The organism is Curtobacterium sp. UNCCL20, assembly GCF_900101675.1.
GTDB lineage: Bacteria > Actinomycetota > Actinomycetes > Actinomycetales > Microbacteriaceae > Curtobacterium.
Map to the genome: position 1 here is coordinate 1,235,765 of NZ_FNKG01000001.1, position 26,636 is coordinate 1,262,400.

General features: G+C 72.2%; 22 protein-coding genes and 1 pseudogene. 10 read left to right on the plus strand and 13 right to left on the minus strand.

Annotation, left to right across the window (positions count from 1 at the left end; genetic code table 11):
- Positions 1 to 15: 15 nt before the first annotated feature.
- From BLT36_RS06095 to BLT36_RS06110, 4 genes and pseudogenes are all read right to left on the minus strand, one after another.
- On the minus strand, positions 16 to 456 hold the full coding sequence (locus BLT36_RS06095; protein WP_092092900.1) for a DoxX family protein: 441 nt from the start codon (positions 454 to 456) through the stop codon (positions 16 to 18).
- Positions 457 to 609: 153 nt separating this feature from the next.
- Positions 610 to 884: pseudogene (locus BLT36_RS06100) on the minus strand (DUF3072 domain-containing protein).
- Between the two features lie 73 nt (positions 885 to 957).
- Positions 958 to 1,713: a hypothetical protein gene (locus BLT36_RS06105; protein ID WP_092092903.1), complete on the minus strand. Its 756-nt coding sequence runs from the start codon at positions 1,711 to 1,713 to the stop codon at positions 958 to 960.
- 59 nt (positions 1,714 to 1,772) lie between these two features.
- Positions 1,773 to 4,013, minus strand: a complete 2,241-nt coding sequence (locus tag BLT36_RS06110) for an APC family permease (protein WP_092092905.1) — start codon at positions 4,011 to 4,013, stop codon at positions 1,773 to 1,775.
- Positions 4,014 to 4,143: 130 nt separating this feature from the next.
- Between BLT36_RS06110 and BLT36_RS06115 the strand changes: the two genes are divergently transcribed.
- The gene (locus BLT36_RS06115) at positions 4,144 to 4,932 is read left to right on the plus strand and encodes a MerR family transcriptional regulator (RefSeq protein WP_175529514.1); all 789 of its coding nucleotides are present in this window, start codon (positions 4,144 to 4,146) and stop codon (positions 4,930 to 4,932) included.
- Between the two features lie 142 nt (positions 4,933 to 5,074).
- On the opposite strand, the gene BLT36_RS06120 is transcribed toward BLT36_RS06115, so the two are convergent.
- The 3 genes from BLT36_RS06120 to BLT36_RS06130 all read right to left on the minus strand — a co-directional run bounded on the left by BLT36_RS06120 (position 5,075) and on the right by BLT36_RS06130 (position 7,249).
- Positions 5,075 to 5,656 carry a PadR family transcriptional regulator gene (locus BLT36_RS06120; RefSeq protein WP_092092909.1) on the minus strand — a complete coding sequence of 194 codons (582 nt, stop codon included), beginning with the start codon at positions 5,654 to 5,656 and terminating at the stop codon, positions 5,075 to 5,077.
- Positions 5,653 to 6,498, minus strand: coding sequence for a DUF4097 family beta strand repeat-containing protein (locus BLT36_RS06125; RefSeq protein WP_092092912.1), 846 nt, complete (start codon positions 6,496 to 6,498; stop codon positions 5,653 to 5,655). The genes BLT36_RS06120 and BLT36_RS06125 overlap by 4 nt, the downstream gene beginning before the upstream one ends.
- A 76-nt stretch (positions 6,499 to 6,574) precedes the next feature.
- Positions 6,575 to 7,249, minus strand: coding sequence for a membrane protein YczE (locus BLT36_RS06130; protein ID WP_092092914.1), 675 nt, complete (start codon positions 7,247 to 7,249; stop codon positions 6,575 to 6,577).
- 60 nt (positions 7,250 to 7,309) lie between these two features.
- Here BLT36_RS06130 and BLT36_RS06135 point away from each other — a divergent pair, with 60 nt between their 5' ends.
- From BLT36_RS06135 to BLT36_RS06145, 3 genes are all read left to right on the plus strand, one after another.
- Positions 7,310 to 8,764, plus strand: coding sequence for a MocR-like transcription factor YczR (locus BLT36_RS06135; RefSeq protein WP_092092918.1), 1,455 nt, complete (start codon positions 7,310 to 7,312; stop codon positions 8,762 to 8,764).
- Between the two features lie 99 nt (positions 8,765 to 8,863).
- Complete coding sequence (locus tag BLT36_RS06140; RefSeq protein ID WP_092092920.1) at positions 8,864 to 9,529, plus strand: DUF6518 family protein; 666 nt, start codon at positions 8,864 to 8,866, stop codon at positions 9,527 to 9,529.
- Positions 9,530 to 9,613: 84 nt separating this feature from the next.
- Positions 9,614 to 12,883, plus strand: coding sequence for an efflux RND transporter permease subunit (locus BLT36_RS06145; RefSeq protein WP_092092923.1), 3,270 nt, complete (start codon positions 9,614 to 9,616; stop codon positions 12,881 to 12,883).
- On the opposite strand, the gene BLT36_RS06150 is transcribed toward BLT36_RS06145, so the two are convergent.
- Both BLT36_RS06150 and BLT36_RS06155 read right to left on the minus strand, forming a co-directional pair.
- Positions 12,880 to 13,215 (minus strand): hypothetical protein, encoded by a 336-nt coding sequence (locus tag BLT36_RS06150; protein ID WP_092092925.1) that lies wholly within the window; start codon positions 13,213 to 13,215, stop codon positions 12,880 to 12,882. The two genes, BLT36_RS06145 and BLT36_RS06150, sit on opposite strands and share 4 nt — an antisense overlap.
- A gap of 300 nt (positions 13,216 to 13,515) precedes the next feature.
- The gene (locus tag BLT36_RS06155) at positions 13,516 to 14,634 is read right to left on the minus strand and encodes an alpha/beta hydrolase (RefSeq protein ID WP_092092928.1); all 1,119 of its coding nucleotides are present in this window, start codon (positions 14,632 to 14,634) and stop codon (positions 13,516 to 13,518) included.
- Positions 14,635 to 14,812: 178 nt separating this feature from the next.
- Here BLT36_RS06155 and BLT36_RS06160 point away from each other — a divergent pair, with 178 nt between their 5' ends.
- Together BLT36_RS06160 and BLT36_RS06165 are read left to right on the plus strand one after the other, a co-directional pair.
- A complete protein-coding gene (locus BLT36_RS06160) occupies positions 14,813 to 15,667 on the plus strand; it encodes a PPK2 family polyphosphate kinase (protein ID WP_254787365.1) in 855 nt (284 codons plus the stop codon).
- 266 nt (positions 15,668 to 15,933) lie between these two features.
- Positions 15,934 to 18,081, plus strand: a complete 2,148-nt coding sequence (locus BLT36_RS06165) for a DEAD/DEAH box helicase (protein ID WP_092092933.1) — start codon at positions 15,934 to 15,936, stop codon at positions 18,079 to 18,081.
- A 79-nt stretch (positions 18,082 to 18,160) separates the two neighbouring features.
- On the opposite strand, the gene BLT36_RS06170 is transcribed toward BLT36_RS06165, so the two are convergent.
- On the minus strand, positions 18,161 to 18,670 hold the full coding sequence (locus tag BLT36_RS06170; RefSeq protein ID WP_092092936.1) for a mycothiol transferase: 510 nt from the start codon (positions 18,668 to 18,670) through the stop codon (positions 18,161 to 18,163).
- Between the two features lie 36 nt (positions 18,671 to 18,706).
- Positions 18,707 to 19,345, minus strand: coding sequence for a MarR family winged helix-turn-helix transcriptional regulator (locus BLT36_RS06175; RefSeq protein ID WP_092092938.1), 639 nt, complete (start codon positions 19,343 to 19,345; stop codon positions 18,707 to 18,709).
- Positions 19,346 to 19,507: 162 nt separating this feature from the next.
- Between BLT36_RS06175 and BLT36_RS06180 the strand changes: the two genes are divergently transcribed.
- The 4 genes from BLT36_RS06180 to BLT36_RS06195 all read left to right on the plus strand — a co-directional run bounded on the left by BLT36_RS06180 (position 19,508) and on the right by BLT36_RS06195 (position 25,599).
- On the plus strand, positions 19,508 to 20,107 hold the full coding sequence (locus tag BLT36_RS06180) for a hypothetical protein (RefSeq protein WP_092092941.1): 600 nt from the start codon (positions 19,508 to 19,510) through the stop codon (positions 20,105 to 20,107).
- A gap of 119 nt (positions 20,108 to 20,226) precedes the next feature.
- On the plus strand, positions 20,227 to 21,390 hold the full coding sequence (locus BLT36_RS06185; RefSeq protein ID WP_092092943.1) for a S24/S26 family peptidase: 1,164 nt from the start codon (positions 20,227 to 20,229) through the stop codon (positions 21,388 to 21,390).
- 61 nt (positions 21,391 to 21,451) lie between these two features.
- Positions 21,452 to 22,615 (plus strand): metallophosphoesterase family protein, encoded by a 1,164-nt coding sequence (locus tag BLT36_RS06190; protein ID WP_092092946.1) that lies wholly within the window; start codon positions 21,452 to 21,454, stop codon positions 22,613 to 22,615.
- Positions 22,615 to 25,599, plus strand: a complete 2,985-nt coding sequence (locus tag BLT36_RS06195) for an AAA family ATPase (RefSeq protein ID WP_092092948.1) — start codon at positions 22,615 to 22,617, stop codon at positions 25,597 to 25,599. The genes BLT36_RS06190 and BLT36_RS06195 overlap by 1 nt, the downstream gene beginning before the upstream one ends.
- Positions 25,600 to 25,618: 19 nt before the next feature.
- Here the strand turns inward: BLT36_RS06195 and BLT36_RS18650 are convergent, their stop codons facing one another.
- Together BLT36_RS18650 and BLT36_RS06200 are read right to left on the minus strand one after the other, a co-directional pair.
- Positions 25,619 to 25,795 carry a hypothetical protein gene (locus BLT36_RS18650; protein ID WP_175529420.1) on the minus strand — a complete coding sequence of 59 codons (177 nt, stop codon included), beginning with the start codon at positions 25,793 to 25,795 and terminating at the stop codon, positions 25,619 to 25,621.
- Positions 25,792 to 26,607 (minus strand): class E sortase, encoded by an 816-nt coding sequence (locus BLT36_RS06200; protein WP_254787368.1) that lies wholly within the window; start codon positions 26,605 to 26,607, stop codon positions 25,792 to 25,794. The genes BLT36_RS18650 and BLT36_RS06200 overlap by 4 nt, the downstream gene beginning before the upstream one ends.
- Positions 26,608 to 26,636: the final 29 nt, after the last annotated feature.

Below are 26,636 nucleotides of genomic sequence, written 5' to 3' on the forward strand. Positions count from 1 at the left end.
AGCGGAAGGGTCCCGTCAGGCGGGGAGGGGCTCCTCGACGCCACGGCGACGGCGGGACGCCCGGAGGAACAGCGCGTCGACCGAGATGCGCCCGGGGCCGGTGAGCGCCACCGCGAGGGACGCCACGGCGAGCACGAGCACGTACTCGAACCCGCCGTCCTGCGAGAAGAAGCCCGCCGTGGCGTGGACGAGGAACCCCGCCACGACCATGTCGACCGCGAGGAGCGCCCCCACGATCCGGGTGGCGACGCCGAGCACGAGCAGCACCCCGCCGACGAGTTCGAGCCCGACGACGAGGGGCTCCGCGACCTCGGCGAGCGGGACGCCCATGCCCGAGAAGCCCTGGGTCACCGAGGGGATCCCCTGCGCCGCCTTCTGGGCGCCGTGGGCGATGAACACCACCCCGAGGACGATGCGGAGCGCGGTCAGGCCGATGGAGGTCGATGTCGTTCGCATGGCGACGAAGCTAGCGGTTGACACGTCATCGACGACTCTCGTTCGAGGGACTGCTCGGACATCACTAGGACATCACCACGACTTGACCAGAACATGCCCAGAACATGCCCAGAACATGCCCAGCCCGGGGTCCGCAGAAGGGCGGACCCGCTCTCAGGAACCGCTGCCGCGCCCGGTCTGCTGCTGCAGCCGGTCGATGTGCTCGGACGCCTCGGCCTTGGTGAGGTCGGCGGGGAGTTCCTCGCCGGCCTCGCGGGCGAGGGTGTCGAGGTAGCTGCGCTGCGGGCCGGTCATCGGCTCGTCGCCGGTCACCCAGTCCTCGGGGTCCTTGCTGGCGTCGGTCGACGGGTCGGGCCGGGGCCGCCGAGGGTCTCCGGGGCGTCGTGCTCGTCGGACGGCGGGGTCTGGGACAGGTCTGCGTCACTCATGGCCGCGACGCTACGCCGGACCCCCGACCGCGACGCCCACCACCGTGTCCCCCGACCGACCCCGGCGAGACGCTCAGTCGGGGACGGGCCGGTACCGCACCAGGTCCGGGCCGATCGAACTCGCCGCGATCGGCACAGTCCGCTCGCCCTGACGGATCCAGATCGTCGCTGCCCGCTCGTCGATCCGCTCGACCTCGTGCAGCTCGCCGTCGAGCAGCACCGAGGCGCTGACGAGCACGTGGCCCGTGGCGGGGCGGGGCGGGAGTCCGACGACGTCGTCGTCGAAGGTCTCGTACCGCCCGGGTGACAGGAACGGCGACACCGGGGCCGTGACGACCTCGAGGCCCTCGTCGACGGCGCGGACCGAGACGAGCCGGACGGCCTGGTCGGTGGGCAGCGGCACGTCCACGACGGGAGCGTCCGCAGAGCCGGCCAGTGCGCGGAACGCAGGCCGACCGTCGGGGGCGAGCCGTGCCTCCAGGCCGTCGACGCGGACCCGTCCGCGACCGCGCGAATCCGCGTAGGTGCCGGGTTCGAGGCCGGAGCGACGCGCCTCGAGACGGGACACGACGACGCGGTCCGGTCGGTACCAGTCGCGGAGGGTGGCGGGGTCCACCCAGCCGATGCTCGCGGCGCCGCGTGCGAGCGCTGCCGACTCGTCGGCGGCGCGTTCGTCGATCGCGCCGAGCGGGTGCTCACCGCGGACGGGGACCAGCCCTTCGTAGGGGCCGCTGGCGGAGGGCTCGTGGTCGAGCACCTCGACCCGCTTGGAGACCTTGCCGCCGTGCCCGTCGAACGTGGCGAACGTGCGCAGGTCGGAGATCGTCATGACGTCAGATGCTACGACGCCGGACCGGCGCGACGCACGGCCGGCCGGTCGCGGGTGCGCTACGACGCACGGCCGTCGTTCCGCGGCGGTGACGGGACGAGGACGGACATCTCACCGGTGCACTGGGCCTGGTCGACGCCCTCGGCGGGACCCGCCGGCCGGGTGGCACGACGCGGCTGCAGGCTGTTGCGCTGCGCCGACCGGAGCAGCCGGTCGTCCTGTGCGTCGTGCTGGAACACCCCGTCCGGCGAGCGGCGGAGGGCGGGGCGGATCGGCTCACCGCGGCGCTCCTGTCCGGGCAGCGGACGCGACCGGCGACCGTAGAGCAGCTCCGACGAGTCGAGGAGCCACGGCACGAGCGCGACGGTGACGCCGTGCACGAGCAGCAGCTTCTTGCGGATCCGACGGCCGCGGTGGTTGTGCAGGAGCCCCTCCCACCAGTGGCCGACGACGAACACGGGCGTGTAGACGGTGACGACCTCGGAACCGTGCTCGAGCCGGTGCGCCTTGATGTACTTGATCAGGGGCATCGAGATGTCCCGGTACGGGCTCGGGATCATCGTCAGCGGGACCTCGATGCCGTGCGCCGCCCACTGCTCGCGGAGCCGTGCGGCATCGGCGTCGTCGATCGCGACGTGCACCGCCTCGAAGCTCGCGTGCTTCGCGGCGATCGCGTAGTCGAGCGCCTTCAGGACGGGCTTCTGCAGTTTGTTCACCAGGACGATCGCGTGGTCGCCGGTCGCGCCGAACTGGGTCTCGACGTCCGCCTCGATCTCGTGCGAGACGTCGCGGTAGTACCGGTTCACGCCGAGCATCAGGACGAAGAGGATCGGCATGATGACGAAGACCAGCCACGCGCCGTGGGTGAACTTCGTGATGGTCACGATGACCAGGACGACGAAGGTGAAGGTCGCGCCGATCGCGTTGATGGTCAGGGAGCGGTACACCTGGCCGCGGTTGAGCGGCTCGCCGTCCTCGACCCCGGCCTCGCCGCGCGCCGCCATGCCCGCCCGGTCCGCCCGCAGCAGCCGTGTCCAGTGCCGCACCATGCCGCTCTGCCCGAGCGTGAACGACACGAACACGCCGATGATGTAGAGCTGGATCAGGCTCGTGACGTTCGCCCGGTAGACGATGAGCAGCGCCGCCGCGACGAGCGCCAGCACGATCACGCCGTTCGAGTAGATGAGCCGGTCACCGCGGGTGGACAGGGCCTTCGGCGCGTACGAGTCGCGCGCGAGGATCGAGCCGAGCAGCGGGAACCCGTTGAACGCCGTGTTCGCGGCGAGGAGCAGCACGGCTGCCGTAGTGGCCTGGATCACGAAGAACAGGACCGTGTTGTTACCGAACGTCGCTGCCGCGATCTGCGCGATGAGGGACCGCTGCGGCGTCGTGGCGCAGGCCGCGAAGCCCTGCAGGTCGCAGGCGTTCTCGGCGTAGTGCACCCGGGACAGCAGCGCGAGGGTGATCAGGCCGACGAACAGCACGATCGCGATCGACCCCATGAACACGAGGGTCATCTGCGCGTTCTTGACCTTGGGGCGTCGGAAGGCCGGCACGCCGTTGGCGATCGCCTCCACACCGGTCAGCGCGGAACAGCCGGACGCGAACGCACGGAGGAGCAGCAGGATGAAGGCTGCCTGCGTCGTGTGCTCGACGTTCTGCGCCGAGTAGGCGGCGGACTCGGCGACCGGGGTGTTCCCGAGCGCTGCCCGGAACAGGCCGGTGACCACCATCACGAAGACGGATCCGACGAACAGGTAGGTCGGGACGGCGAAGGCCTTGCTGGACTCGCGGACGCCGCGGAGGTTCGCGGCGGCGAGGAGCACGACGAAGAGCAGTGCGAGCTCCACGCGGAACTCGTTGAGCACCGGCAGCGCCGAGATGATGTTGTCCACGCCGGAGGCCACCGAGACCGCGACGGTCATCACGTAGTCGACGAGCAGCGCGGACGCGACGACGAGCCCGGCCTTCTCGCCGAGGTTCCGGTGCGCCACCTCGTAGTCGCCGCCGCCGGACGGGTACGCCTTGATGAGCTGCCGGTAGGACGCGACCACGACGAGCAGGAGCAGCACGACGAGTGCGGCGACCCACGGGGCGAAGGTGAGGAACGACATCCCGCCGAGCAGCAGGATCATGAGGAGCTCCTGCGGCGCGTACGCCACGGAGGACAGCGGGTCACTCGCGAAGATGGGCAGCGCCAGGTGCTTCGGGAGGAGCTGTCCTTCGAGCTTCTCGGAGGGGAGTGGATCCCCGATCAGTCGTGCTTTCAACGACCGGATCTCGTTCGTCACGAGCGGCAAACCTACTCATTTCCGGGCGCGAGTCAACACGGGTGGCCGGACCGTTATTCCGCCTTCGCCGAACAACCGCCGCCCGGAACACCGCAGACCCCTTGCGGTTGACGCTGCGTCAACCTCTACGGTGACCTGCATGAGGGATTCGACAGACACCGGTGGTGCAGCTGCGAAAGCACCCCACGGCATCGCCGACGTGGCGCGTTCCGCAGGCGTGTCGAGCCGCACGCTGCGGCACTACGACGCCATCGGGCTGCTGCCCGCGACGGCGGTCGGCGAGGGCGGACTCCGCCGCTACGACGACCGCGCGCTCGTCCGGCTGCAGCGCATCCTGCTGCTCCGCGGCCTGGGGCTCGGCCTGTCCGAGATCCGCCGGGTCCTCGACGGGGAGCAGGACGACGTCACCGCCCTCACCGCGCACGTCGCGCTGCTCGAGCGGGAGCGGGACCGGATCGCCCGGCAGCTCGCGGCCGTGCGCACCACCATCACCAGGATCGAGGAAGGAGTCGACATGAACACCACGGACGCGTTCGACGGGTTCGACCAGACGAGGTTCAAGCGGGAGGTGTCCGAGCGCTGGGGCGCCGACGCCTGGGACCGCGGCGCACGCTGGTGGGATTCGAAGGACCCCGCCGCGAAGGAGGCGTTCCAGGCGGAACAGCGCGCGATCGCCCAGGACGCGGCAGCGCTCGCCGCGTCGGGCGACGGCCCGGCGTCGGACGCCGGGATCGCGCTGGCGCGGCGGCAGTTCGCGTGGCTGGCCCAGGCGACGCCGCCGGCCGAGCTGACGGCGGACCGGTTCCGCACGCTCGCCGACATGTACGTGCAGGACGAGCGCTTCACGCACGCGTACGAGTGGGCCGGCGCGGGGGCGTCGCGTGCGCTGCGGGACGCGATGCACGCGCTCGCCGACCGCGGGCTCTAGCCAGCGGGAGCGGCACCGCCGGCCCGGCCGGAACCAGGTTCCGGACCCCGCACCACGGAACATCGTGGTGTCGTGTCCGGAACCTGGTTCCGCGCCGACTGCCTGGAGGCGCGGGGCGCGACCGCCTGTCGGCGCGCGCCCGTCAGAGGGACTTGCGCAGTGCCTCCAGGCCGTCCCGCAGGCGGGTCACGGTGTCACCCGTGAGCGACCCGCGCGTCGCGCGGCGACGCAGGTCCGCACGCACCTGCTGCCGGAACGACGCGAGCGCCATCTCGACGTCGCGGAGTGCTCGGGCACCTTCGGACGGCACGTCGACGGGCTCGTCGGCGGTCTGCCCGCGGGGTGCCTGGGCGCTGGCGGCGAGGTCGGCGCGGAGGGACCGCATCGCCTCGCCGACCGAGGCGCGGACCCCGTCGGCGAGGGACTTCACCGAGTCGTTCACACCGTTCTCGACCGCGGCGATCTCGTCAGCGCGGGCATCGAGCTCGGCCCGGCCGGCCTCGGTGATGGCGTAGACGGTCTTGCGGCCGTCGGCGGACTTCGTGACGAGGCCCTCTTCCTCGAGCTTCGCCAGTCGCGGGTAGACAGTGCCGGCACTCGGGACGTAGGTGCCGCCGAAGCGGTCGCCGAGGGCCTGGATGACCTCGTACCCGTGCATCGGGTGGTCGGCCAGCAGGACGAGCAGGTAGAGGCGCAGGTGGCCGTGCGCGAACACGGGACTCATTCGGGCACCTCGCTGTCCGTGGTCGTGGTGGTCGTGGTCGGTGCGACGGGCGGCGCGTGCAACACCGCGATGTCGCCGGAGACCGAGTTCACCTTGAGGTCGAGCCACTGCCCGGACAGTTCCCCGCCCTGCTTGACGTACGAGCCGCGGACGCCACGGATCTCGGCGTCGTCGAACTGCAGCTTGCCGGACGCGGTGCTGACGGTGCAGCGGTAGGGGACCCCGTCCTCGAGACGGACGCTCACCGAACCGGACACGGTGTTGACCCGTGCCGAGTCCGGGGTGCCGTGCAGGTCGAGCACGACGTCGGCGGAGACGCCGTCCGCCGAGAACCGCGGGATCGCACCGGTGGCCACGACGTCACCGGACACCGTGTGCACGGTGAGCGCGCCGTCGAGGTCGCGGATGGTGGTGGTGCCGGACACCGCGTTGACGGTCAGGTCACCCACGAGCCCGTCGACGACGAGGTCGCCGGACACCGTGTTGAGCGTCGCGCCGCGGTCGGTGCCGGAGAGCAGCGCGCCCGCCGAGACCATGCCGAGCGTCACGCCGGCGTCGCGGGGAACGAGCACGCTGACGTCGGCGTGCGCCTTGCCGCGGAAGGACTTCAGGAACCCGATGGGGTCGTCCCACCGGATCTGGGGGTGGTCGATGGTGAGCGTGTCGCCGTCCAGCTCGATCTTGAGCGGCTTGCCGGACACGCTGTGCACCTCGACGCGGGCGGTCGGCTCGTCGTGCGCGACGACGTCGACCTGACCACCGGCGAGTCCCACGCGCAGCGTGCGGACGATGCCGGTGTCGATCACCTTCGGCTCCTCGACGAGCCATTTCTCCTGGGCCATGTTGCATCCTCCAACTCGCGATGTATCGCGTCTGTGGCAGACACGTTATATCGCGACCTGGCAGTGCGCAAGAGCGTCAGGCGACTTCCGAGACGGAGGCGGGACGCGCCTCCAGGCCGACGCGTTCGGACGGCGCGACGCTCGTGCGCTCCGGACTCCACGGGAACCGGCGGAACAGGGGCATCAGCGGCTGGACCATCGGACCGATCGCGAAGGCCGCGACGACCGTACCGACGCCGACGTCACCGCCGAGGAACCAGCCGATCACGACGACCGTCACCTCGATCAGGGTCCGCGCCAGCCACACCGGCCAGCCGAGCCGCTCGTGCAGGCCGACCATCAGGCCGTCCCGAGCACCCGTGCCGAAGCCCGCACCGATGTAGAACGCGGTGGCGACGGCGAGGAGCAGCAGTCCGGCGACGAACAGCAGGACGCGGCCGAACAGCTCCGACGGTGTCGGCACCAGCCACAGGACGAGGTCGGCGGACGGCCCGATCGCCAGGGCGTTGAGGAGCGTCCCGATGCCGGGCTTCTGGCGGAGCGGGATCCAGAACAGCAGGATCACGCCGCTCGACACCACGGTGATGACGCCGAACGACCACGGCACGACGTTCTCGAGACCCTCGGTGAGGACCGTCCACGAGCTGACCCCGACGACGGCGCGGACCTGCAGCGCGGTGGAGGCGCCGTAGAGGAACAGGCCGACGAAGAGCTGGGCGAAACGGAGCGTGAGGGCGGTCGAGCGGGGCATGGCTCGATGCTGGTGCGGATTGGACTGCACGTCGAGAGCCAATCCCGGTACCGTGGATCCATGATCCCGGTCCTCCTCAGTGCCCGATCCGCCGCGCTCCTCCTCACCGACTGGCGCGCCGGCACCGACGCACCGGCGTACGAGGCGCTGTCCGACGCCCTGCGTGTCCTGGTGATCGACGGCCGCATCCCGCAGGGTGTGCGGTTGCCGGCCGAACGCGGACTCGCGACCGCGCTCGGCGTCTCGCGCACCACGGTGGCGAACGCGTACTCCCGGCTCCGCTCCGACGGCTTCGTCGTCTCGGTCCGGGGCTCCGGCAGTGTCGTGCGGCTGCCCGCAGGGCTCATCGGACGGCCCGACCCGGAGCGGCTCGGCGGTGTGGTCGAGGACGACGTGCTCGACCTCCGGAAGGCCGCACTCCATGCTGCGCCCGGCCTCGCCGAAGCGGTGGAACGGGCGACGCGGCACGTGCCCGCGGCGCTCGCCGGGATCGGCTACGACACCGTCGGCGACCCCGGGCTCCGTGCGGCGATCGCCGACCGGTACACCGAGCGGGGGCTGCCGACCGACCCGTCGCAGATCGTCGTGACGATCGGCGCACAGCACGCGATCGCCCTGCTCGCCCGGGTGCTCGTCCGTCGCGGCGACGCGGTGCTCGTCGAGTCACCGACCTACCCGCACGCACACGAGGCGTTCCGCGAAGCCGGCGGGCGGCTGGTCGGCGTCCCCGTCGACGCACGGACCGGGTGGGACCAGGCGGCGCTCGAGACCACGCTGCGACGGACGGCGCCGGCGGTGGCGTACGTGATGCCGGAGCTGCACAACCCGACCGGGGCGACCATGTCCGGGGCGGCACGGGAGCGGCTCCTCGCGGTCGCGGCGACCACCGGGACGACGGTGATCGCGGACGAGACGATGGGGGAGCTGCGGATCGACGGGTCGCCGGAGCTGCCGTTGGCGGCGTGGGGCGGGGGTTCCGGTGCGTCGGTCGTCATGATCGGGTCGGCGGACAAGGTGTTCTGGGGCGGGCTGCGCATCGGGTGGATCCGCGCGTCGCCCGATCTCCTGCAGCGGCTGCTCCTCGCCCGCCCGACGGGCGACCTCGGCACACCCGTCCTCGACCAGTTGGTCGCCAGGGAGCTGGTCCCACGGACGGCGGCGGTCCTGGAGGCGCGGCGTACATACCTCCGACAGGGTCGGGACGACGTCGTGGGCGCGTTGCGTGCGCGGCTCCCCGAGTGGGACGTCCCGTCCCCGGCGGGTGGGTTGACGACGTGGGTGGGCCTCGGGCGTCCGGTGTCGAGCGCGTTGGTGCTCGCCGCGCGGGCCGAGGGGGTGGTGCTCGCGTCCGGAGGGGTGTTCGGGCCGGACGGCGGGTTCGAGCGGTTCCTGCGCGTGCCGTTCACGATGCCGCCCGCCGACCGCGTCCGGCTCGTCGACGTGCTCGAGCGGTCGTGGGCTCGGATCGGTGGTGACGCAGCCGGGGTCCGGGGATCGCTCGCCGCGGTGGTGTGACCACTGCGTCCCGCCGTCATCCTGTGGGGTGACGCGCGCGGGCGCTTCTCGCTCCGCGGGGTGATGCGGCGTGGCCACTCGGCGCGGGACCCTGGGGGCATGGCTGCTCAGACCGTCCACACCGCTGCTCCGCGTCCCGCCACCGGTGCCGTCGCCGCGGTGCCGGCCGCTGCCCGGGTCTCGATGGCGCTCACGGGCGCGCTGCTCGCCGGCGTCCTCACATCCTTCGGGCAGGCCGTGCCCGGACTGTCGTCCGTGTCGAACTCCGCGGGCCCCTGGTTCGTGGTGGCCGTGGCCCTCTGCGTCCTCGCCGGGGTCCGTGCCGGCCGCGTCGCGCTGCCGCTCGCGATGGCCCTCGGCGTCGTGCTCCTCGAGCTCATGCACGTCGGCTACTGGGCGACGTCCAACCTCCGCGGGTACCCCGACTTCCTGTCGGTCACGAACTTCTGGGTCCTGATGGGGATCCCGGCGGGGCTGCTCGCCGGCGCCGTCGCCGTGTCCGTCCGTGCGCCGGACGTACGGTGGCGCGGAGCGGCGCTCGGGGTGACGGCGGCGATCCTCGTCGGCGAGGGCGTCCGGGCGCTGCTCCAGATCGCGGCGACGACCGGGGTGGTCGCCTGGATCGTCGAGATCGCGGTCGGCGTCGCCGTGCTCGTGTTCAGTGTGCTGACCGCCCGGACGCCGCTCGGCCGCGTCGTGGCGCTCGGGACCGGCGTGCTCGGCACCGTCGGGGTGCTCGCCGCGTACCTCGCGCTCGGCGGGTAGCGGGCCGTCCCGACCGGACCGCGGGTTCTCCACGGATCCGTCGGATCGCGTCCGCGCTCGGTCGTCCCCTGGAAAGATCGGACCGTGCACCTCCTCTCGGTCTTCAGCCTCCGCAACCGGGCCCTCATCGCGCTCGTCACGATCGTCGTCGCGGTGTTCGGCGCCATCGCGCTGACGAGCCTCAAGCAGGAGCTCATCCCGAGCGTCCAGTTCCCCCAGGTCGCGATCGTCAGCGCGTACCCCGGTGCCACGCCCGAGGTCGTGTCGAACGACGTCTCCACGAAGATCGAGCAGGGGATCCAGGCGGTCCCGGACCTCAAGTCCACGACAGCCACCTCGTCCACCGGGCAGAGCGTCGTCTCCGCCGAGTTCGCCTACGGCTCGAACCTGGCGAGCGCCGAGGACAAGATCCAGACCGTCGTCAACGCGCTGTCGCTGCCGGACTCGGTGCAGACGCAGATCGTGACCGGGTCGTTCGACGACCTGCCGGTGATCCAGCTCGCGGTGTCGGCGAAGGGCGACCAGGAGCAGCTCGTCGACCGGCTCAACGCGACCGCGATCCCCGACCTCGAGAAGCTCGACGGTGTGCGCGAGGCCGACGTGTTCGGCAACCCGGGCCGTCGCGTCGTCATCACCCCGGACGAGACGACCCTCGCCGAGCGGGGGCTCTCGCAGACCGCCATCAAGGACGCCCTCGACGACAACGGCACGCTCATCCCCGGCGGCACGATCACCCAGGACGGCAAGACCCTGTCGGTCCAGAGCGGCGCACGCATCGCGTCCCTCAGCGACATCGAGGCGCTGCCGCTCACCGGTGGCTCGAGCGCGACGACCATCGGCGACGTCGCGAAGGTCGCGATCAAGGAATCCCCGCGCACCTCGATCAGCCGCGTCGACGGCGAGCAGGCGCTCACGATCGCGATCACGAAGACGCAGGAGGCCAACACCGTCGACGTCTCGACCACCGTGCGGGACGCACTGCCCGGCATCGAGAAGAAGATCACCGGCAACCCGGACTTCACCGTGGTGTTCGACCAGGCGCCCTACATCCAGCAGTCGATCGACTCCCTCGCGGAAGAGGGGCTGCTCGGCCTCGGGTTCGCCGTCATCGTCATCCTGCTGTTCCTGCTGTCCGTCCGGTCGACGATCGTCACCGCGATCTCGATCCCGACGTCGGTGCTGCTCGCCGCGATCGGCATGCGCGCGGCGGACTACACGCTGAACATCATCACCCTCGCCGGCCTCACGATCGCGATCGGCCGCGTGGTCGACGACTCGATCGTGGTCATCGAGAACATCAAGCGGCACCTGCAACCCGGGGTGGACCGACGGCAGGCGGTGCTCGACGGCGTGCGTGAGGTCGCCGGCGCCGTCACCGCGTCGACGCTCACCACGGTGGTCGTCTTCCTGCCGGTGGCGTTCGTCGCCGAGCTCGTCGGCGAACTGTTCCGGCCGTTCGCCCTCACCGTGACGATGGCGCTCGTCGCGTCGCTGCTCGTGGCCCTGACGATCGTGCCGGTGCTGGCGTACTGGTTCCTGCGGCCGCCGAAGGTGCACAAGCACGCGGGCGCTCCCTCGACCGGTGCGACCGCGACCGTTCCCGAGTCCGCAGCCGACGCGACTGCGGGCACCGTGCCTCCCGGCCCGTCCGCGACCGACGGCGCCCTGACGTCCGCAGCCGACCTGCACGACGCCGCCGCGCCGGACCGGCTCCGCCGCGGGTACCAACCCGTGCTCCGCTGGGTCCTCCGCACCCCGTGGACCGTGCTGATCCTGGCGATCGTGGTCCTCGGCGGCACGGCGGCGGCGTTGCCCTTCGTGAAGACGAACTACCTGGGCGACTCCGGGCAGAACACCTTCACGGTGACGCAGGACCTCGCGCCGGGCTCGAGCCTCGACGTGCAGTCCGACGCGGCGCGCAAGGTCGAGCGGCAGTTGCGCGCGGTCGACGGCGTCGAGACGGTCCAGACCACGATCGGGACGAGCGGGCAGTCGATCCAGGCGGCGTTCGGCGGGGGAGCGACGGCGTCGATCCAGTACGCGGTGACGACGGACGCCGACGCCGACCAGGCGACGATCCAGTCGGACACCCGGAAGCGACTCGACGGAATCGACGGCGCGGGCGACGTCACCGTCTCGTCGGCGGGCGGCGGCTTCGGCGGCAGCAGTGACATCGAGGTCGACGTCACCGCGCCCACCCAGGCCCAGCTCCGCACCGCGGCCGACCAGGTCCTCCGCGAGATGCGCAAGGTCGACGACACCACCGGGGCGACGAGCAACCTGTCCTCCGCCGAGCCGTACCTCGCAGTCCGGGTCGACCGGGTGAAGGCCGCGGCGCTCGGCCTCAGCGAGACCCAGGTCGGCGGGATCGTCGCCGCCGCGGTGTCCCCGCAGGACACCGGCACCGTCGAGATCGACGACGCCTCACTCGACGTCTACATCGCGGATCCGAATCCGCCGACGACCTCGGCCGCGCTCCGAGGGCTCTCGCTCCCGACGGCGACCGGGCCGGTGCCGCTGTCCCGGGTCGCGACGATCGAGGAAGCCGAGGGACCGACCAGCGTCACGACCTCGGACGCCGTCCGCACCGCGACCATCACGGTCACCCCGGACGCGACGAACCTCGGTGCCGCCGTGCAGTCGGTGACCAGCGCGGTCGATGCGCTCGACCTGCCCCGCGGCGCCTCGGCCACGATCGGCGGTGTCGCGTCGAGTCAGTCGTCGGCCTTCAGTCAGCTGCTGCTCGCCGCGCTGATCGCGATCCTCATCGTCTACGTGGTGATGGTCGCGACGTTCCGCAGCCTGCACCAGCCGCTCGTGCTGCTCGTCTCGGTGCCGTTCGCCGCGACGGGGGCGATCCTGCTGCAGATCGCGTCGGGAATCCCGATCGGCGTCGCCTCGCTCATCGGCGTGCTCATGCTCGTCGGCATCGTCGTGACGAACGCGATCGTGCTCATCGACCTCGTCAACCAGTACCGGCGGCGAGGGCTCCGCGTCCGGGAAGCCCTGATCGAGGGCGCCACCCGGCGACTCCGGCCGATCCTGATGACGGCGCTGGCGACGATCTTCGCGCTGCTGCCGATGGCCATCGGGCTCACCGGTCGCTCGGGCTTCATCTCGCAGCCGCTCGCGCTCGTGGTGATCGGCGGCCTGGTCTCGTCGACGCTGCTCACGCTCGTGGTGCTGCCCGCGCTGTACTTCGTCGTCGAGCGGTGGCTCGAGCGCCGTGCCGATCGTCGCGCGGAGCGGGCGGGCGTCGGTGCGTCGTCCGGTTCGTCTGGTTCGTCCGGCTCGTCCGCGACGCAGGAGGCTGCGACGGCTCCGCCCTCGGCGACTCCGGGGGGTGCTGACTAGCGGCGGTACTCGGCGTCGATCGCGGCGATCGAGTCCTGAGCGGTCGTCGCGGCGGTCGAGCGGGCTGCCTGTGCGACGGTGCGGTCGTCCGGGGTGTCCTCACGCTCGACCGACCGGAACCACGACACGAGCACGCACGTCAGCGTCACGAGGAACACGATCCCGGCGCCCTGGGACAGCACGGTGAGCTGACCCGTCGCCGCCGAGTACCCGCCGGCGGCCACGGCGGTGATGAACGACAGGCCCAGCAGGAGCTCGGCGAGCGTCTGCGTGGACGAGTGTCGCTCCCAGCGGGTGTCCGGGCGCACGGATCGGGTCGAGGTGTCGGTCACCCCCGAAGTCTGCGGGGCCTGAGCTTCCCGCGGCAGTCCCGACTCCGGGTGCCACCCGCCCGGGGCACGCTGCCCGGCGCTGCCCGGCCCGGCAACCGGCGCCAAAGCGACAGATCCCCGCCGTACTTCCCCGGAGAACTGTCGCTTCGGCGGACAGGACGCGGGGCCTCCTCAGCGCACTGTCGCTTCCGCGCCACCCTGTCGCTCTCGCGCGACACCGTCGCTTCCGCGCGACACCGTCGCTTCGGCGCCACACCCAACTGGCCGCCCCCCCGGCCCCCGGCAGCCCGGACCCCCGCGTCAGCCCAACCGGCGGTGCAGGAACGCCACGACCCGGCCGCTCATCGCCTGGTCGAGCTGCGCGATCGAGTGCGCCGTCCCCTCGACGGCCACGAACGTGACCGGGACATCGTGCTTCCGCAGGGTCTCCGCGAACTCCTGCGACTCCCACAGCGGGATGAACTCGTCCGTGGAGTGCCCGATGAAGAACGGCGCCGTGTCGTCGGTGACGTGGTACTCCGGCGATGCCCGGGTCGCCGCCGGGCAGTTCGTGTAGGTCCGGCAGCCGAGGTAGAGCAGCTGCTTCCGCTGGAACGCCGCCGAGACCCCGTCCGCCCGGGTCGAGCGGGTGGTGAGGTTCGTCGGACCGCTCAGGTCGACGACGGCGCGGATCCGGTCACCCTCGGCGTAGGCGGTGGACTCGTGGTCGGTGACGGCGAGCATGGCGGCGAGGTTCCCGCCCGCGCTGCCGCCGAACACCCCGACGCGCTCACGGTCGACGTCGTAGGTGGAGAGGGTCGTCGGCCGGAAGACGAAGTCCAGCGCACGGCGGACGTCGTCGAGGCCGGCCGGGAACGGGTCCGTCGGGGCGAGCCGGTAGTCGACGTTGAAGGTGACGAACCCCTGGGACGCCAGGTACTTGCAGACGGAGCGGTAGGCCGCGGTGGCCTTGTCACCGTGGGACCAGCTGCCGCCGTGGATCATGAGCACGGCGGGGCGGGTGCCGTTCGTGGAAGCGGCGGCCGCTGCGGCCGTGTCCGCTGCGGCACGCGACGACGAAGCGGCAGGCGAGGAGGCAGCGGCGGACGACGAAGCGGCGGGCGACGCGGCAGCAGCAGACGTCGCCGGAGGAGCGGACGACGACGGCGCCACCGTCGGGCCTCCCGAGGGCGTCGCCGTCGCGTCCGGCGCGCTGTCCGCCGGCAGGCACACGTCGAGCCGCTGCAGGGCATCGGAGCCGTACGGCACGTCGGCGACCACATCGATGCCGTGGTACCGCAGCGACAGCGGGTAGATGACGGGCCCCGCGGTCACCGTGCGGTTCTCGTCCCCGACCGGGTCCGAGCTGCACGACGACACCACGCCGAGCGCCACGACCGCGGCGACGAGCGCGAGCAGCGTGCGACGGCCTGACCTCATCGGCTCAACGGTAACCCGACGGACGTCGCCCGGCGTCCACCCACAGGACGAACCGGACGAACCGGACGAACCGGACGAACCGGACGACCCGGTCGAACAGGACGAACCGGACGAACGGCACGAACCGCGACGAACCACGACGCGGGGTGCCAGGATGAGACTCGACCCTGGAGGACCCGTGAGCCGTCGCAAGGCATGGAACGCCGACCCCGAACCCCTGCTCCGCGTCGAGGAGGGCTTCCGGCTCGACAGTGTCGACCCGGACGACACCCCCGGCTTCCCGGGCCGCAAGATCGACGGCCTCGAGGCGCTCGCCGCCGGCGCCTCCCGCCTCTCGGCCCTGCAGGAGCGACTCTGGGCCGCGTCGACCGCAGGCGATGAGCGCCGCGTCCTCCTCGTCTTGCAGGCGATGGACACCGCCGGCAAGGGCGGCATCGTCTCGCACGTGGTCGGCGCGGTGGACCCGAACGGCGTGCACTACGCCGGCTTCAAGGCGCCCACAGCCGAGGAGCGCGAGCACGACTTCCTCTGGCGCGTCGAACGGCAGCTGCCGGGAGCGGGCCAGCTCGGCGTCTTCGACCGCTCCCACTACGAGGACGTCCTCATCCAGAAGGTGCGTTCGATCGCTCCGCCGGAGGAGATCGAGCGGCGCTACGGCGCGATCGTCGACTTCGAGGACCGGCTCGTCGAGTCGGGTACGAGCATCGTCAAGGTGATGCTGCACATCTCGAAGGACGAGCAGCGCGAGCGCCTCGGTGAGCGCCTGGACCGTCCGGACAAGCACTGGAAGTTCAACCCGGGCGACATCGACGAGCGGCTGCTGTGGGACGACTACCAGCAGGCCTACCAGACGGTCTTCGACCGGACGTCGACGTCGCGCGCGCCCTGGTACGTGATCCCGGCGAACCGCAAGTGGTACGCGCGGCTCGCGGTCCAGCAGCTCCTCCTCCGCACGCTCGAGGACATGCAGCTCTCGTGGCCCGCGGCCGACTTCGACGTGGCCGAGCAGCGCCAGCGGCTCGCGGAGTCCTGACCCCGACACCCGGCCTGGAGGCACGGATCACCCCCGTCGGACAGCACCTGTCCCCTGGGGGCTGGTCCCAGTGCGCGTGATCGCGTAGACTCGCTCGGTCGGCCTTCGGCGCCGTGACATTGTGATCACGGAGTTTTCGTTTGGGTGTGTGTTGCTCGAGGGCTGGATTCACGTCGATCCGCGACGGGAAGAACCCCCTCCGCATTCAGCCCCCGCCGATGTCGCTGCCGGGCGCTGCGGTACGTCTGCACCCCGAGAAAGTAGCCATGGCCCCGTACAACAAGGGCGCGGACAACCGCGCCTCCGACCGTGTCCGCCACCCGAACGGCACCCCCGCCGCTCGCAGCAGCAAGCACCGCGGCTTCCGCGCCGCGGACCCGTCGCAGCCTCGGCAGAAGCAGCGCTGGGACGCCGAGGAGCGTCGTGGTCGCTCGGCCCAGGGCGAGCGTCCGGCCCGCCCGAACTGGGAGCCGCGTGACGCCGGCGCCCGCCGTCCCGAGCGTGACGACCGCGGTGGCCGCCGGTTCGACCGTGACGACCGCGCTCCTCGTCGGTTCGACCGTGACGACCGTGCTCCGCGTCGTGACTCGGACGACCGTGCCCCGCGTCGGTTCGATCGTGATGACCGTGCGCCTCGTCGCTTCGACCGTGACGACCGTGCTCCGCGTCGTGACTCGGACGATCGTGCCCCGCGCCGGTTCGACCGTGACGACCGTGCGCCGCGTCGGTTCGACCGTGACGACCGCGCCCCGCGCCGTGACTCGGACGACCGTGCGCCCCGCCGGTTCGACCGTGACGACCGCGCTCCTCGTCGGTTCGACCGTGACGACCGTGCCCCGCGTCGTGACTCGAACGACCGTGCCCCGCGTCGGTGCGACCGTGACGACCGCGCTCCTCGTCGGTTCGACCGTGACGACCGTGCCCCGCGTCGGTTCGACCGTGACGACCGTGCCCCGAGTCGTGACTCGGACGACCGCCCGCGCCGCAGCTTCGACCGTGACGACCGTGCCCCGCGCCGTGACTCGGACGACCGCCCGCGCCGCAGCTCCGACCGCGACGACCGCGCCCCGCGTCGGTTCGACCGCGACGACCGCGCGCCGCGTCGGTTCGACCGCGACGACCGCGACCGCGCACCCCGACGCGACGACGCAGACCGCAAGCCCTTCGTGCCCGCGGACGACGTCAAGCTCGAGAAGCTCCAGGCCGAGTCCACCATCGCGGCCGACGTCGAGGGCGTGACCTTCGGCGACCTCGGCATCGGTGGCAACATCTCCCGTGCCCTGGCCGAACTCGGCGCGTCCAGCCCGTTCCCGATCCAGGCGGCGACGATCCCCGACGTGCTCGCCGGCAAGGACGTCCTCGGCCGTGGCCGCACCGGCTCCGGCAAGACCATCGCGTTCGGTGCGCCGCTGGTCGAGAAGCTCATGGAGCACGGCGGCGGCACCAAGCGCAAGATGGGCCGCGCCCCGCGTGCGCTCATCCTCGCACCGACCCGTGAGCTCGCCCTGCAGATCGACCGCACGGTGCAGCCCATCGCCCGTTCGGTGGGCCTGTTCACCACGCAGATCTACGGCGGTGTGCCCTACGGCCGTCAGGAGGGCGCGCTCGAGCGCGGCGTCGACATCATCGTCGGCACCCCCGGTCGTGTGCAGGACCTCATGAACAAGGGGAAGCTCGACCTCAGCGAGGTCATCATCTCCGTGCTCGACGAGGCCGACCACATGTGCGACCTCGGGTTCCTCGAGCCCGTGCAGGAGATCCTCTCCGCCACGGCCGAGGTCACCCCGCAGGGCAACCGCGCGCAGAAGCTGCTCTTCAGCGCGACGCTCGACACCCAGGTCGCGGCGCTCGTCGAGCAGTTCCTGCACGAGCCGTCCGTCCACGAGGTCGCCGGTGAGGACCAGGCGTCCTCGACCATCGACCACCGCGTGCTCGTGGTCGAGCAGCGCCAGAAGGACCAGCTCCTCGAGGAGCTCGTCGCCGGCGACGGCAAGACGATCGTCTTCGCCCGGACCCGTGCGTACGCCGAGCGCCTCGCCGACCAGTTCGAGGACGCCGGCATCCGCGCGACCTCGCTCCACGGCGACCTCAACCAGTCGCGTCGCACCCGGAACCTGCAGCTGCTCACGAGTGGCCGGGTGAACGTGCTCGTCGCGACCGACGTGGCCGCGCGTGGCATCCACGTGGACGACGTCTCGCTCGTCGTGCAGGCCGACGCGCCGGACGACTACAAGGCGTACATGCACCGCTCCGGCCGCACGGGGCGTGCCGGCAAGGAGGGCACCGTCGTGACGATCGTCCCGCGCAGCCGTCGCCGCAAGATCGAGGGCATCCTCGAGCACGCGGAGATCGAGGCGGAGCTCGTCGACGCCGCTCCCGGTGACGGGATCGTCGCGGAGCTCGCCGCGCGGTAGTCGCGAGCACAGGACGAACGGGAGGCCCGTGGCGGATCCGCCACGGGCCTCCCGTCTGTCCGCATCGCGTCCGGCCGCGTCAGCGGTTGAAGAAGAGCAGCCCGCGCACGTAACCGGCCTGACCGGCGTGCTGCGTGCAGTCGTCGAGGATGCTGACCAGTCGCGCGCCCCTGGTGACCGGCGGGTCCCACGCGTCGTCGACCACCGGGTCGAAGTCGTCCGGCCCGAGCGTCGACACGTACGCGACGGTGCGCTCGTGCACCGCGCCGAGGTAGCCGAGCAGCAGGTCGGCGGAGGCCCGGACGCGTCCGACGTCGTCGCGGGACATGCCGTACCCGAGGGCGTCGGCGGGGAACGGCAGGCCGAACCGCTCCACCCAGCCGTCCGCGGTCCAGACCTGCTCGGTGCCGGCGAGGTCGGCGATCTGCGCGTCCTGCCCGCGGGCGATGTGCCACGCGAGCCAGGCGAGGGTGTTCGCGCCCGCGGCCGGCCGTGCGGCCAGCTGGTCCTCGGAGAGACCGTCCACTGCTCGCGACACGGTCGCGGGCACGCGGGAGAACGCTTCGATGAGGAGTTCTGAGGGGGTCATGCCGGAGACGCTACGCGGCGTCCCCGACACCCGGCGTCACCCGCTGAGGCCGAGGACCGTCTCCGATCGGACGACTGCGCGGGAGTGCCGGTCGAGGGCGTTCCCGAGCTGGTCGAAGGCCTCAGCGAGTCGCAGGCGGTCGGCGGGGCTGACCACCTCGCGGAAGGCGGCGCTGTAGACCGCGCCGATCTCCCGGGCGACCGCGGACCCCGACGGGGTGAGGTGGATGAGGATGCTGCGGCGGTCCTCCGGGTTCGGACGCCGCTCGATGTGTGCGCGCTTCTCGAGCCGGTCGATGAGTGACGTCATCGCCCCGGTGGACAGTTCGAGGTACTCGCCTGCCTGCTTCGGGGTGACGCCCTGACCGTCGGCTGCCGCGAGGAAGAACACGAACCGGGCGTCCGTGGCCCCGAGCCCCCGCGCCGCACTCTCGTGGTGGAGCACCCGTGCGTGCTGCATCTGGAGCACGCGGAACGCGGTCATCAGCTTGCCGAGGTCGGTGTCCGGTGTCGTCTCGGGGATGCTGACGGTGGGGGAGACCGGAGCCGGGGGCAGCTCCGACGGGAGCTCCTGGGGGAGCGCGGGGGCGGTGTCCGTCATCGGGCGGCTCTTCTCGAGGTGGGTGATCGCGGGGACGATCGGGTGGTGACACGGGCATGTCGCCGTGCTGCTCATTGAACAAGCATCTCGGTGATCGAGGTACCCCCAGCAGTGGGGGCGATGCTTCACTTGTGACCAGCACGACCCCCAAGTAGCTTGATGGTCGTAGCAACCACGGCACCGAAGCGCGACCAACCACCGCGGGTCCGGTGCCACATCTGGATCAGGAGCCCCGCCATGTCTCGTGTCACCCCTCGCGCCGCCCGTCTCGCGGCCTGGATCGCCATCCCCGCCGCCCTCGTGGCCTCGGGTGTCGTCGTCTCGACGGCGTCCTACTCGGCCTTCTCGGCCACCACGGTCAACCCGACCAGCAACTGGACCGCCGGCAGCGTCGCCCTCACCGACGACGACAACAACACCGCGCTGTTCACCGCGACGGGCCTCAAGCCGGGTTCGACCGGTGCGAACTGCATCACCGTCACCTCGACCGGCTCGCTGCCCTCGACAGTGAAGCTCTACGGCACCAACGCCGCGACCACGAACGCCCTCGCGTCGAACATCAACCTCACCGTGGAGCAGGGCACCGGCGGCGGCTTCGGCTCGTGCACCGGCTTCACCCCGGCGGCGACGAGCGGCAACCTCTACACGGGCACCGTCGCCGGCTTCGGCAGCGCCTCGACCAACTTCGCGACCGGGCTCGGCACCTGGGCCCCGACCGGCAGCGGCTCGGAGTCGCGCGTCTACCGCTTCACCTACACGGTCTCGAGCACTGCGCCGAACACCGTGCAGGGCGGCACCGCGGCCCTCGGCCTCACCTGGGAGGCCCAGAACAGCTGAGCGGGGCCGGCGGCGGCGTGACCACCACGCCGTCCACCTCCCGCCGACGTCCGGGACCGCATCCGTCGCGGTCCCGTCCGTCGCACCCCGAGACAACGCGCCCCCGGTCGAAGGCAGTCATGACGAGCATCGCAGTGCACGGTGGTCCCACACCGCACGACGCGCTCCGTGACGCCGTCGAGTGGGGGCGCGTCGTCGTCGCCACACTCGCCCGCGGCGTCGTCGCGACCCTGCTCGGCCTGGCGCTCTGGGCTGCGGCGCCGGCCGTGATCGGCTGGCAGCCGACGACCGTGATGACCGGCTCGATGGAGCCCCGGCTCACCCCGGGCGACGTCGTCGTCTCGCGGCCCGTGCACGCGGACGAGGTCCGGATGGGCAAGGTCCTGCTGGCCGACGACCCGGACCAGCCCGGGCACCTCCGGATGCACCGGTACGTCGACGACGGTCCGCACGGCACGCTCGTCACGAAGGGCGACGCGAACCCGCAGCGGGACTCGACCTCCCTCGAACCCTCCGCCGTGCACGGGGTCGCCTTCCTGCGGGTGCCGTTCGTCGGGTCGCCGATCGTCTGGGTCCGCGAGGGCGAGTGGCTCCGCGTCGGGCTGCTGGCGCTCGGGCTGGTCGCGGTGCTCGCGCTGTGCACGGTCGACGGGTCGCTCCGTCGGCTGGTCCCGACGGACGAGACCGAGGACGAGGACGACTCCGCGGGTGACGACGACGACGCGGCCCCCGGTGGGGTGGGCGGTGCCGACGACGGCCTGGAGGCACGCGTCGACCCCGCCACGGGCCTCCAGTCCGCGGTGTCCCCGGGTCCCACCCGCCGTGACGCGCGTCGGCACGAGCGCCGCGCGCGTCGGCTCCGCCGACTGGGCGGTGTGGCGGCCGTCCTCGTGCTCGCGGGCGGGGCCGGGCTGCTGCTGCCCGGGCAGGCGGTGGCGGCCCCGTGGTCGAGGACCACGGTGAACCCGACGTCGAGCTTCGGGGCGCTGACCGTGCCGCCGGCGACGGCACTCCTCTGCACGCCGAACGGTGACGGCAGCGTGAACATCGCCTTCGCGTACGGCGGCCCCGCCGCCACGTCGTTCACCGTGCTCAACGGCACGAACGCGCTCGCCACGGGAGCGACGTCGCCGGTCCGGGTCACCGGGTCCGGGCTCCTCAACCTGGGGCAGGTCTACACGGTGACCGTGCGGGTGAACTACCTCGGGAACTGGACGTCGACGAGCAGTGCCACCGCCCGCATCCAGACCGCCCTCATCGGCACGAACCTCAGCTGCGCCTGAGTTCTCCACAGGGCACCGCGGGGCGTCCGGTGATGTCCGTGGCCAGCGCTACCGTGACGGCATGCGCATCCTGCACACCGGCGACTGGCACCTCGGCCGCACGCTGCTGGGCGCTGACCTGCTCGCACACCAGGCCGCCTTCCTCGATTGGCTGGTCGACCTGGTCCGCGCGCGGTCCGTCGACCTCGTCGTCATCGCGGGCGACGTCTACGACCGGGCGATCCCGCCGATCGACGCCGTCCGGATGCTGTCCGGCGTGCTCGAACGCCTCGCCCAGACGACGACCGTCGTGCTCACCCCGGGGAACCACGACTCCGCCGCCCGGCTCGGCTTCGGCGCCGGCGTGATGGACTCCCGTGTGCGGATCCTCGCCGAACCAGCGGGCATCGGCACGCCGGTGCTCGTCGACGACGCCGACGGGCCGGTGGCGGTCTACGGCATCCCGTACCTGCACCCCGACCTCACGCGCTACGCCCTCGCGGCGGTGCCGGACGAACCCCTCGCCCGGTCGCACCAGGCGGTCGTCGGCGCGGCGATGGAGCGCGTCCGAGCAGACCTCTCCGGTCGTCCGGGTACGCGGAGCGTCGTCGTGGCGCACGCCTTCGTCGGGGGCACCGAGCCGAGCGACAGCGAGCAGGACATCCGCGTCGGCGGGGTCGACCGCGTCGCCGAGTCCGTGTTCGACGGCGTCGACTACGTCGCGCTCGGGCACCTGCACGGCCCGCAGCGCGTGGGCGGGACCGACCGGATCCGGTACGCGGGTTCCCCGCTGGCGTTCTCCTTCGGCGAGCAGCACCAGCGGAAGTCGGTGACGGTCGTCGACCTCGATGCGGCCGGAGACGTGACGGCCGAGCTCGTCCCGGCACCGGTACCCCGGCGGCTCGTCGACGTCCGCGGCGGGATCGACGACATCGAGTCCGGTGTCTTCGCTGCGGCGGCCGACGCCTGGGTCCGTGTCGCCGTGACGGACACCGTGCACCCCGAGCGCATGTACGCCCGGGTGAAGGACCGCTTCCCGCACGCGCTGGCGATCACCCACGAACCGGCCGACCGCGGCGAGCGTGCCGCGGCGCGTGCGGTCACGGCGACGTCCGATCCGGTCGAGGTGGCCGCCGACTTCGTGTCCTTCGCCACGGGTGGCGTGGCGAGCGACGACGACCGCGCGATCCTGACCGAGGCGTACGAAGCCGCCGTGCTCGCACTCCAGCGCGAGGGGGACCGCTGATGTACCTGCACCGCCTCGAACTCCGGGCGATCGGTCCCTACCCCGACCTCGTCACCATCGACTTCGCGGCGCTCGCCGCGTCCGGGGTGTTCCTGCTCGAGGGGCCGACGGGCTCCGGCAAGTCGACGATCATCGACGCCGTCGTGTTCGCGCTCTACGGCAAGCTCGCCGGCGCCGACGCCACCGACGACCGGCTGCACAGCCAGCACGCCGACCCCGCGGTCGAACCGTTCGTCGAACTCGTCTTCGAGACCGGTGCGGGGGTCTACCGGGTCCGACGCACCCCGCAGTACGACCGGCCGAAGCAGCGCGGCAGCGGCACCGTCAAGCAGCAGGCGTCCGCGCAGCTCTTCCGGCTCGCCGGACCCGCCGACGTCTCCGGTGAACCGGTGTCGTCCCGCATCCCCGAGGTCGGGCTCGAGATCACCCGGATCGTGGGGCTCGACCGCGCCCAGTTCCTGCAGACCGTCGTGCTGCCCCAGGGCGAGTTCGCGAAGTTCCTCCGCTCTCCGGGGGAAGAGCGCCGGAAGCTCCTGCAGTCCCTGTTCGGCACGCAGGTCTACGACCGCACCGCCGACGAACTCGCCGCACGCCGTCGCGCCGTGCAGGCCGAGGTGGACGGTGCGGACGCGCGCGTGCGCGATGCGCTCAACCGCTTCGGGCAGGCCGCTGGCGTCGACGAACCCGACGAGTCGAGCGTCGCCGCGACCGTCAGCAGCCTCCGCGGGGCTGCCGACGCTGCCGAAGCGGACCGTGCCGCCGCCGTACGGACGGCCGCCGCGGCCACCCAGCAAGAGCAGGCCGTCATCGCCCGGGCCGCCGCCCTCCAGCGCCGCACGGACCTCCTCCGGCGCCGCGGGCTGCTCGACGACGACGCTGCGCGGATCGAGTCCGTCCGGACTCGTCTGGCCCTCGGCGAGCGGGCCGCGCACGTGACGGCGGTCGCCGACGGTCTCGACACCGCCCGGGCCCGCTCTGCCGAAGCGAGCACGGCGGCTGACGCCCTCCGCTCCCGACACGACGTCTCCGCCCGGGGCGACTCCCTCGTCCGGCAGTGTGCCGCCGTCACCGAGTGCCTCACCGCGGTGCGCCACCTGCTCCCGGTCGAAGCCGGTCTGCCCGCTCGCCGCCGTGCCCTCGTCGACGCCGCTGCCCGCGGCGAGGAGCTCGCCGCCCGGCTCACCGAACTCGACGCCGCGCTCGAGGCCCGTCCCGCCGAACGTGCCCGCATCGTCGAGGACGCCCGCGCCGCGGCTGCGCTCGCCGCCGGGGCCGAGGCCGCCCGCCACGACGTCGAGCGGGTGGACCGGGTCCGTGCCGACCTGTCCGCCCGGATCGACGCCGAGCGGCGGGTACGCGGCGCCGAACAGGCGAAGACCGACGCCGGAGCCACCGCCCTCGAGCTCGTGCGGGCGGAGCAGCAGCTCCGGGAGCGCCGCATCGCCGGACTCGCCGGTGAACTCGGCGCAGCCCTCGCACCGGGGGATCCCTGCCCGGTGTGCGGCTCGCGGGAACACCCCGTCCTGGCGACCCCGCAGGACGACCACCCGACGACGGCGACCGTCGACGCAGCGGCCGCCGCCGCCCGGGGTGCCGAACAGGTCCTGGCCGACGCGGTGACGACGCTCGCGCTCGAGCGCGCCGAACTGGCCCGGCTCGAGCACGTCCTCGGTGACACCGACGCCGACACGGTCGACGCCATGGCCGAAGCCGCCGCCGCCCGGGTCCGCGCCGCGCACGACGCATCGGTCCGGGTCCGCGAGCTCGAGCAGCAGCGCGCTGCACACGACGAGCAGACCCGGTCGCTCGAACGCCAGCGCAACGAGGTGGACGCCGAGCGTGCGGTCCTCGCCGGATCGGCCGATTCCGACGCCGAGCGCCTCGAACAGGACGCCGCGACCGTGCAGGACGCGGTCGTCCGGGTCACCGAGCACCTCGGTGACGAACCCGGCGCACCGGAGTCGCTGCGGGTCGGTGTCGGGCAGCTCGACGTCCTCGTCGGACTCCTCGACGAGGTCTCCCGCGCGGACGACCGGGCCGCTGCCGCCGCCGCTGCCGTGCAGGAACGAGTGGCCGACGTCGAGCGCGTCCTGGCCGAGCAGGAGTTCGACACGGTCGAAGCGGCGCGTGCCGCCGTGCTCGACCGGGCGGACGCCGAGCATCTCCGCGCCGAGGTCGCGACGGCCGACCGGGAACGTGCCGTGGTCGACGCCGGTCTCGCGGAACCCGCCGTGGTCGCTGCACAGGACGACGACCCCGAACGGCTCGACCTCGACGGAGCCAGGGCCGCGCGCGAGCGCGCCGCCCTCGCGGCGGACGAGGCCACGCGCATCGCGACGTCGGCGGCCGATCGTGCCGGTGCCTCCGAACGGTGCGCCGCCGACCTCGCCACCGCGATGCGCGCCCGGGACGAAACGTCCGCGCGCAGCCGGGCCGTCGTGCGCCTCGCCGACATCGCCGCCGGTGTGCCGGCGGTGAACCCGAGCGGGATCACGCTCGGCACCTACGTCCTCATGCGCCGGTTCGAGGACGTCGTCGCTGCCGCGAACGACCGGTTGCGGGCGATGCTCGCGGGGCGGTTCACGCTCGAGACCTCCGACGAGCGGGAGTCCGGCTCACGTGCCCGGCGGACCGGCCTCGCGCTGGCCGTGCACGACCAGACCACCGACACACGGCGTGCTCCCGGCAGCCTGTCCGGCGGTGAGACGTTCACGGTCTCGCTCTGCCTGGCACTCGGCCTCGCCGACGTCGTGCAGGCCGAGGCGGGCGGGGTGTCGCTCGGAACGCTCTTCGTCGACGAGGGCTTCGGCACCCTCGACCCGGAGACGCTCGACGACGTCATCGGGCAGCTCTCCCGGCTCACCGCGGGCGGGCGGCAGGTCGGGATCGTCAGTCACGTCGAGGAACTCAAGCAGCGGATCCCGGAGCGGATCGCGGTGCGGCGGACGGCCGAGGGTGGCTCACGGGTGACCACGACGGTGTGACCGACGCCGGTGCCGACGGTCAGGGCGACGGCGTGACGTCGACCGTGCCGTCCGGCGGCGGCAGGATGTCGGCGGCGATCCACGGGAACACCCACGTGAACAGCGCGAAGACGATCGCGGCGAGGAGCACGAGCAGCTCCAGCACCTTCAGGGCGGCGGGACCGGGCAGGATCCGCCAGACGAACGGGAAGATCACTTCGACGTCTCCGAGACTTCCTTCGGGGTGCCCTCGGACGCGGGCATCCAGTACGCGAGCTTGGCGTGCGTGACGTAGCGCTCCTTGGCGGACCACATCGGGTGGCAGGCGGTGAGGGTGAGCCAGCGGTCGTCGGCGGTGGGTTCCACGCCGGGCTTGTTCGGCACCGGCGCGATGGTCTCGATGTGGTCGGGCGTGACGATCTGCGAGTCGGTGACCCGGTACACGTACCAGACGTCGAACTTCGTCTTCGCGTCGGTGACCCGCACGACGATGTCGTCGCCGGTCTTGAGCTCGGCGATCTGGTTGAGCGGCTTGCCGTAGGTCACCCGGTGCCCGGCGACGGCGAAGTTGCCCTCGGCTCCCGGCATCGCGGTGTCCTGGTAGTGGCCGAGTCCGATCGTGTTGAGCACCTTCTCGCGATCGGTGCCCTCGCCGATGGGCCGGACGTAGTCCTTGCCGAACCGGGGGATCTGCATCGTGCCGAACACGTCGGTGACGTCCGGTGGCTCGGCGAGCACGGGCGCTGGCCCGTGGTGCTCGGTACCCGTCCCGGTGGTCGGGGTCGACTTCTGGTGGAGTCCCTCGACGAGCTTCGTCTGCTGGTTCACGGCGACGACGTCGGTCCACCACGCCGTCCACACCACGTAGAGCCCGGTGCCGGCACCCGCGATGATCAGGAGCTCGGCGATCAGCGAGACGATGACACCGCCGACGGTCTGCCGACGACGAGTCGGCCGCTTCGCCCGGTCGGCACCGGCGTCACCGTCGCGGCGGGAACGGCGCGACGGGAGTGTCTCGTGTGCGGTCACGTGGCTCCTGATCCGGGTGGGGTAGTCGG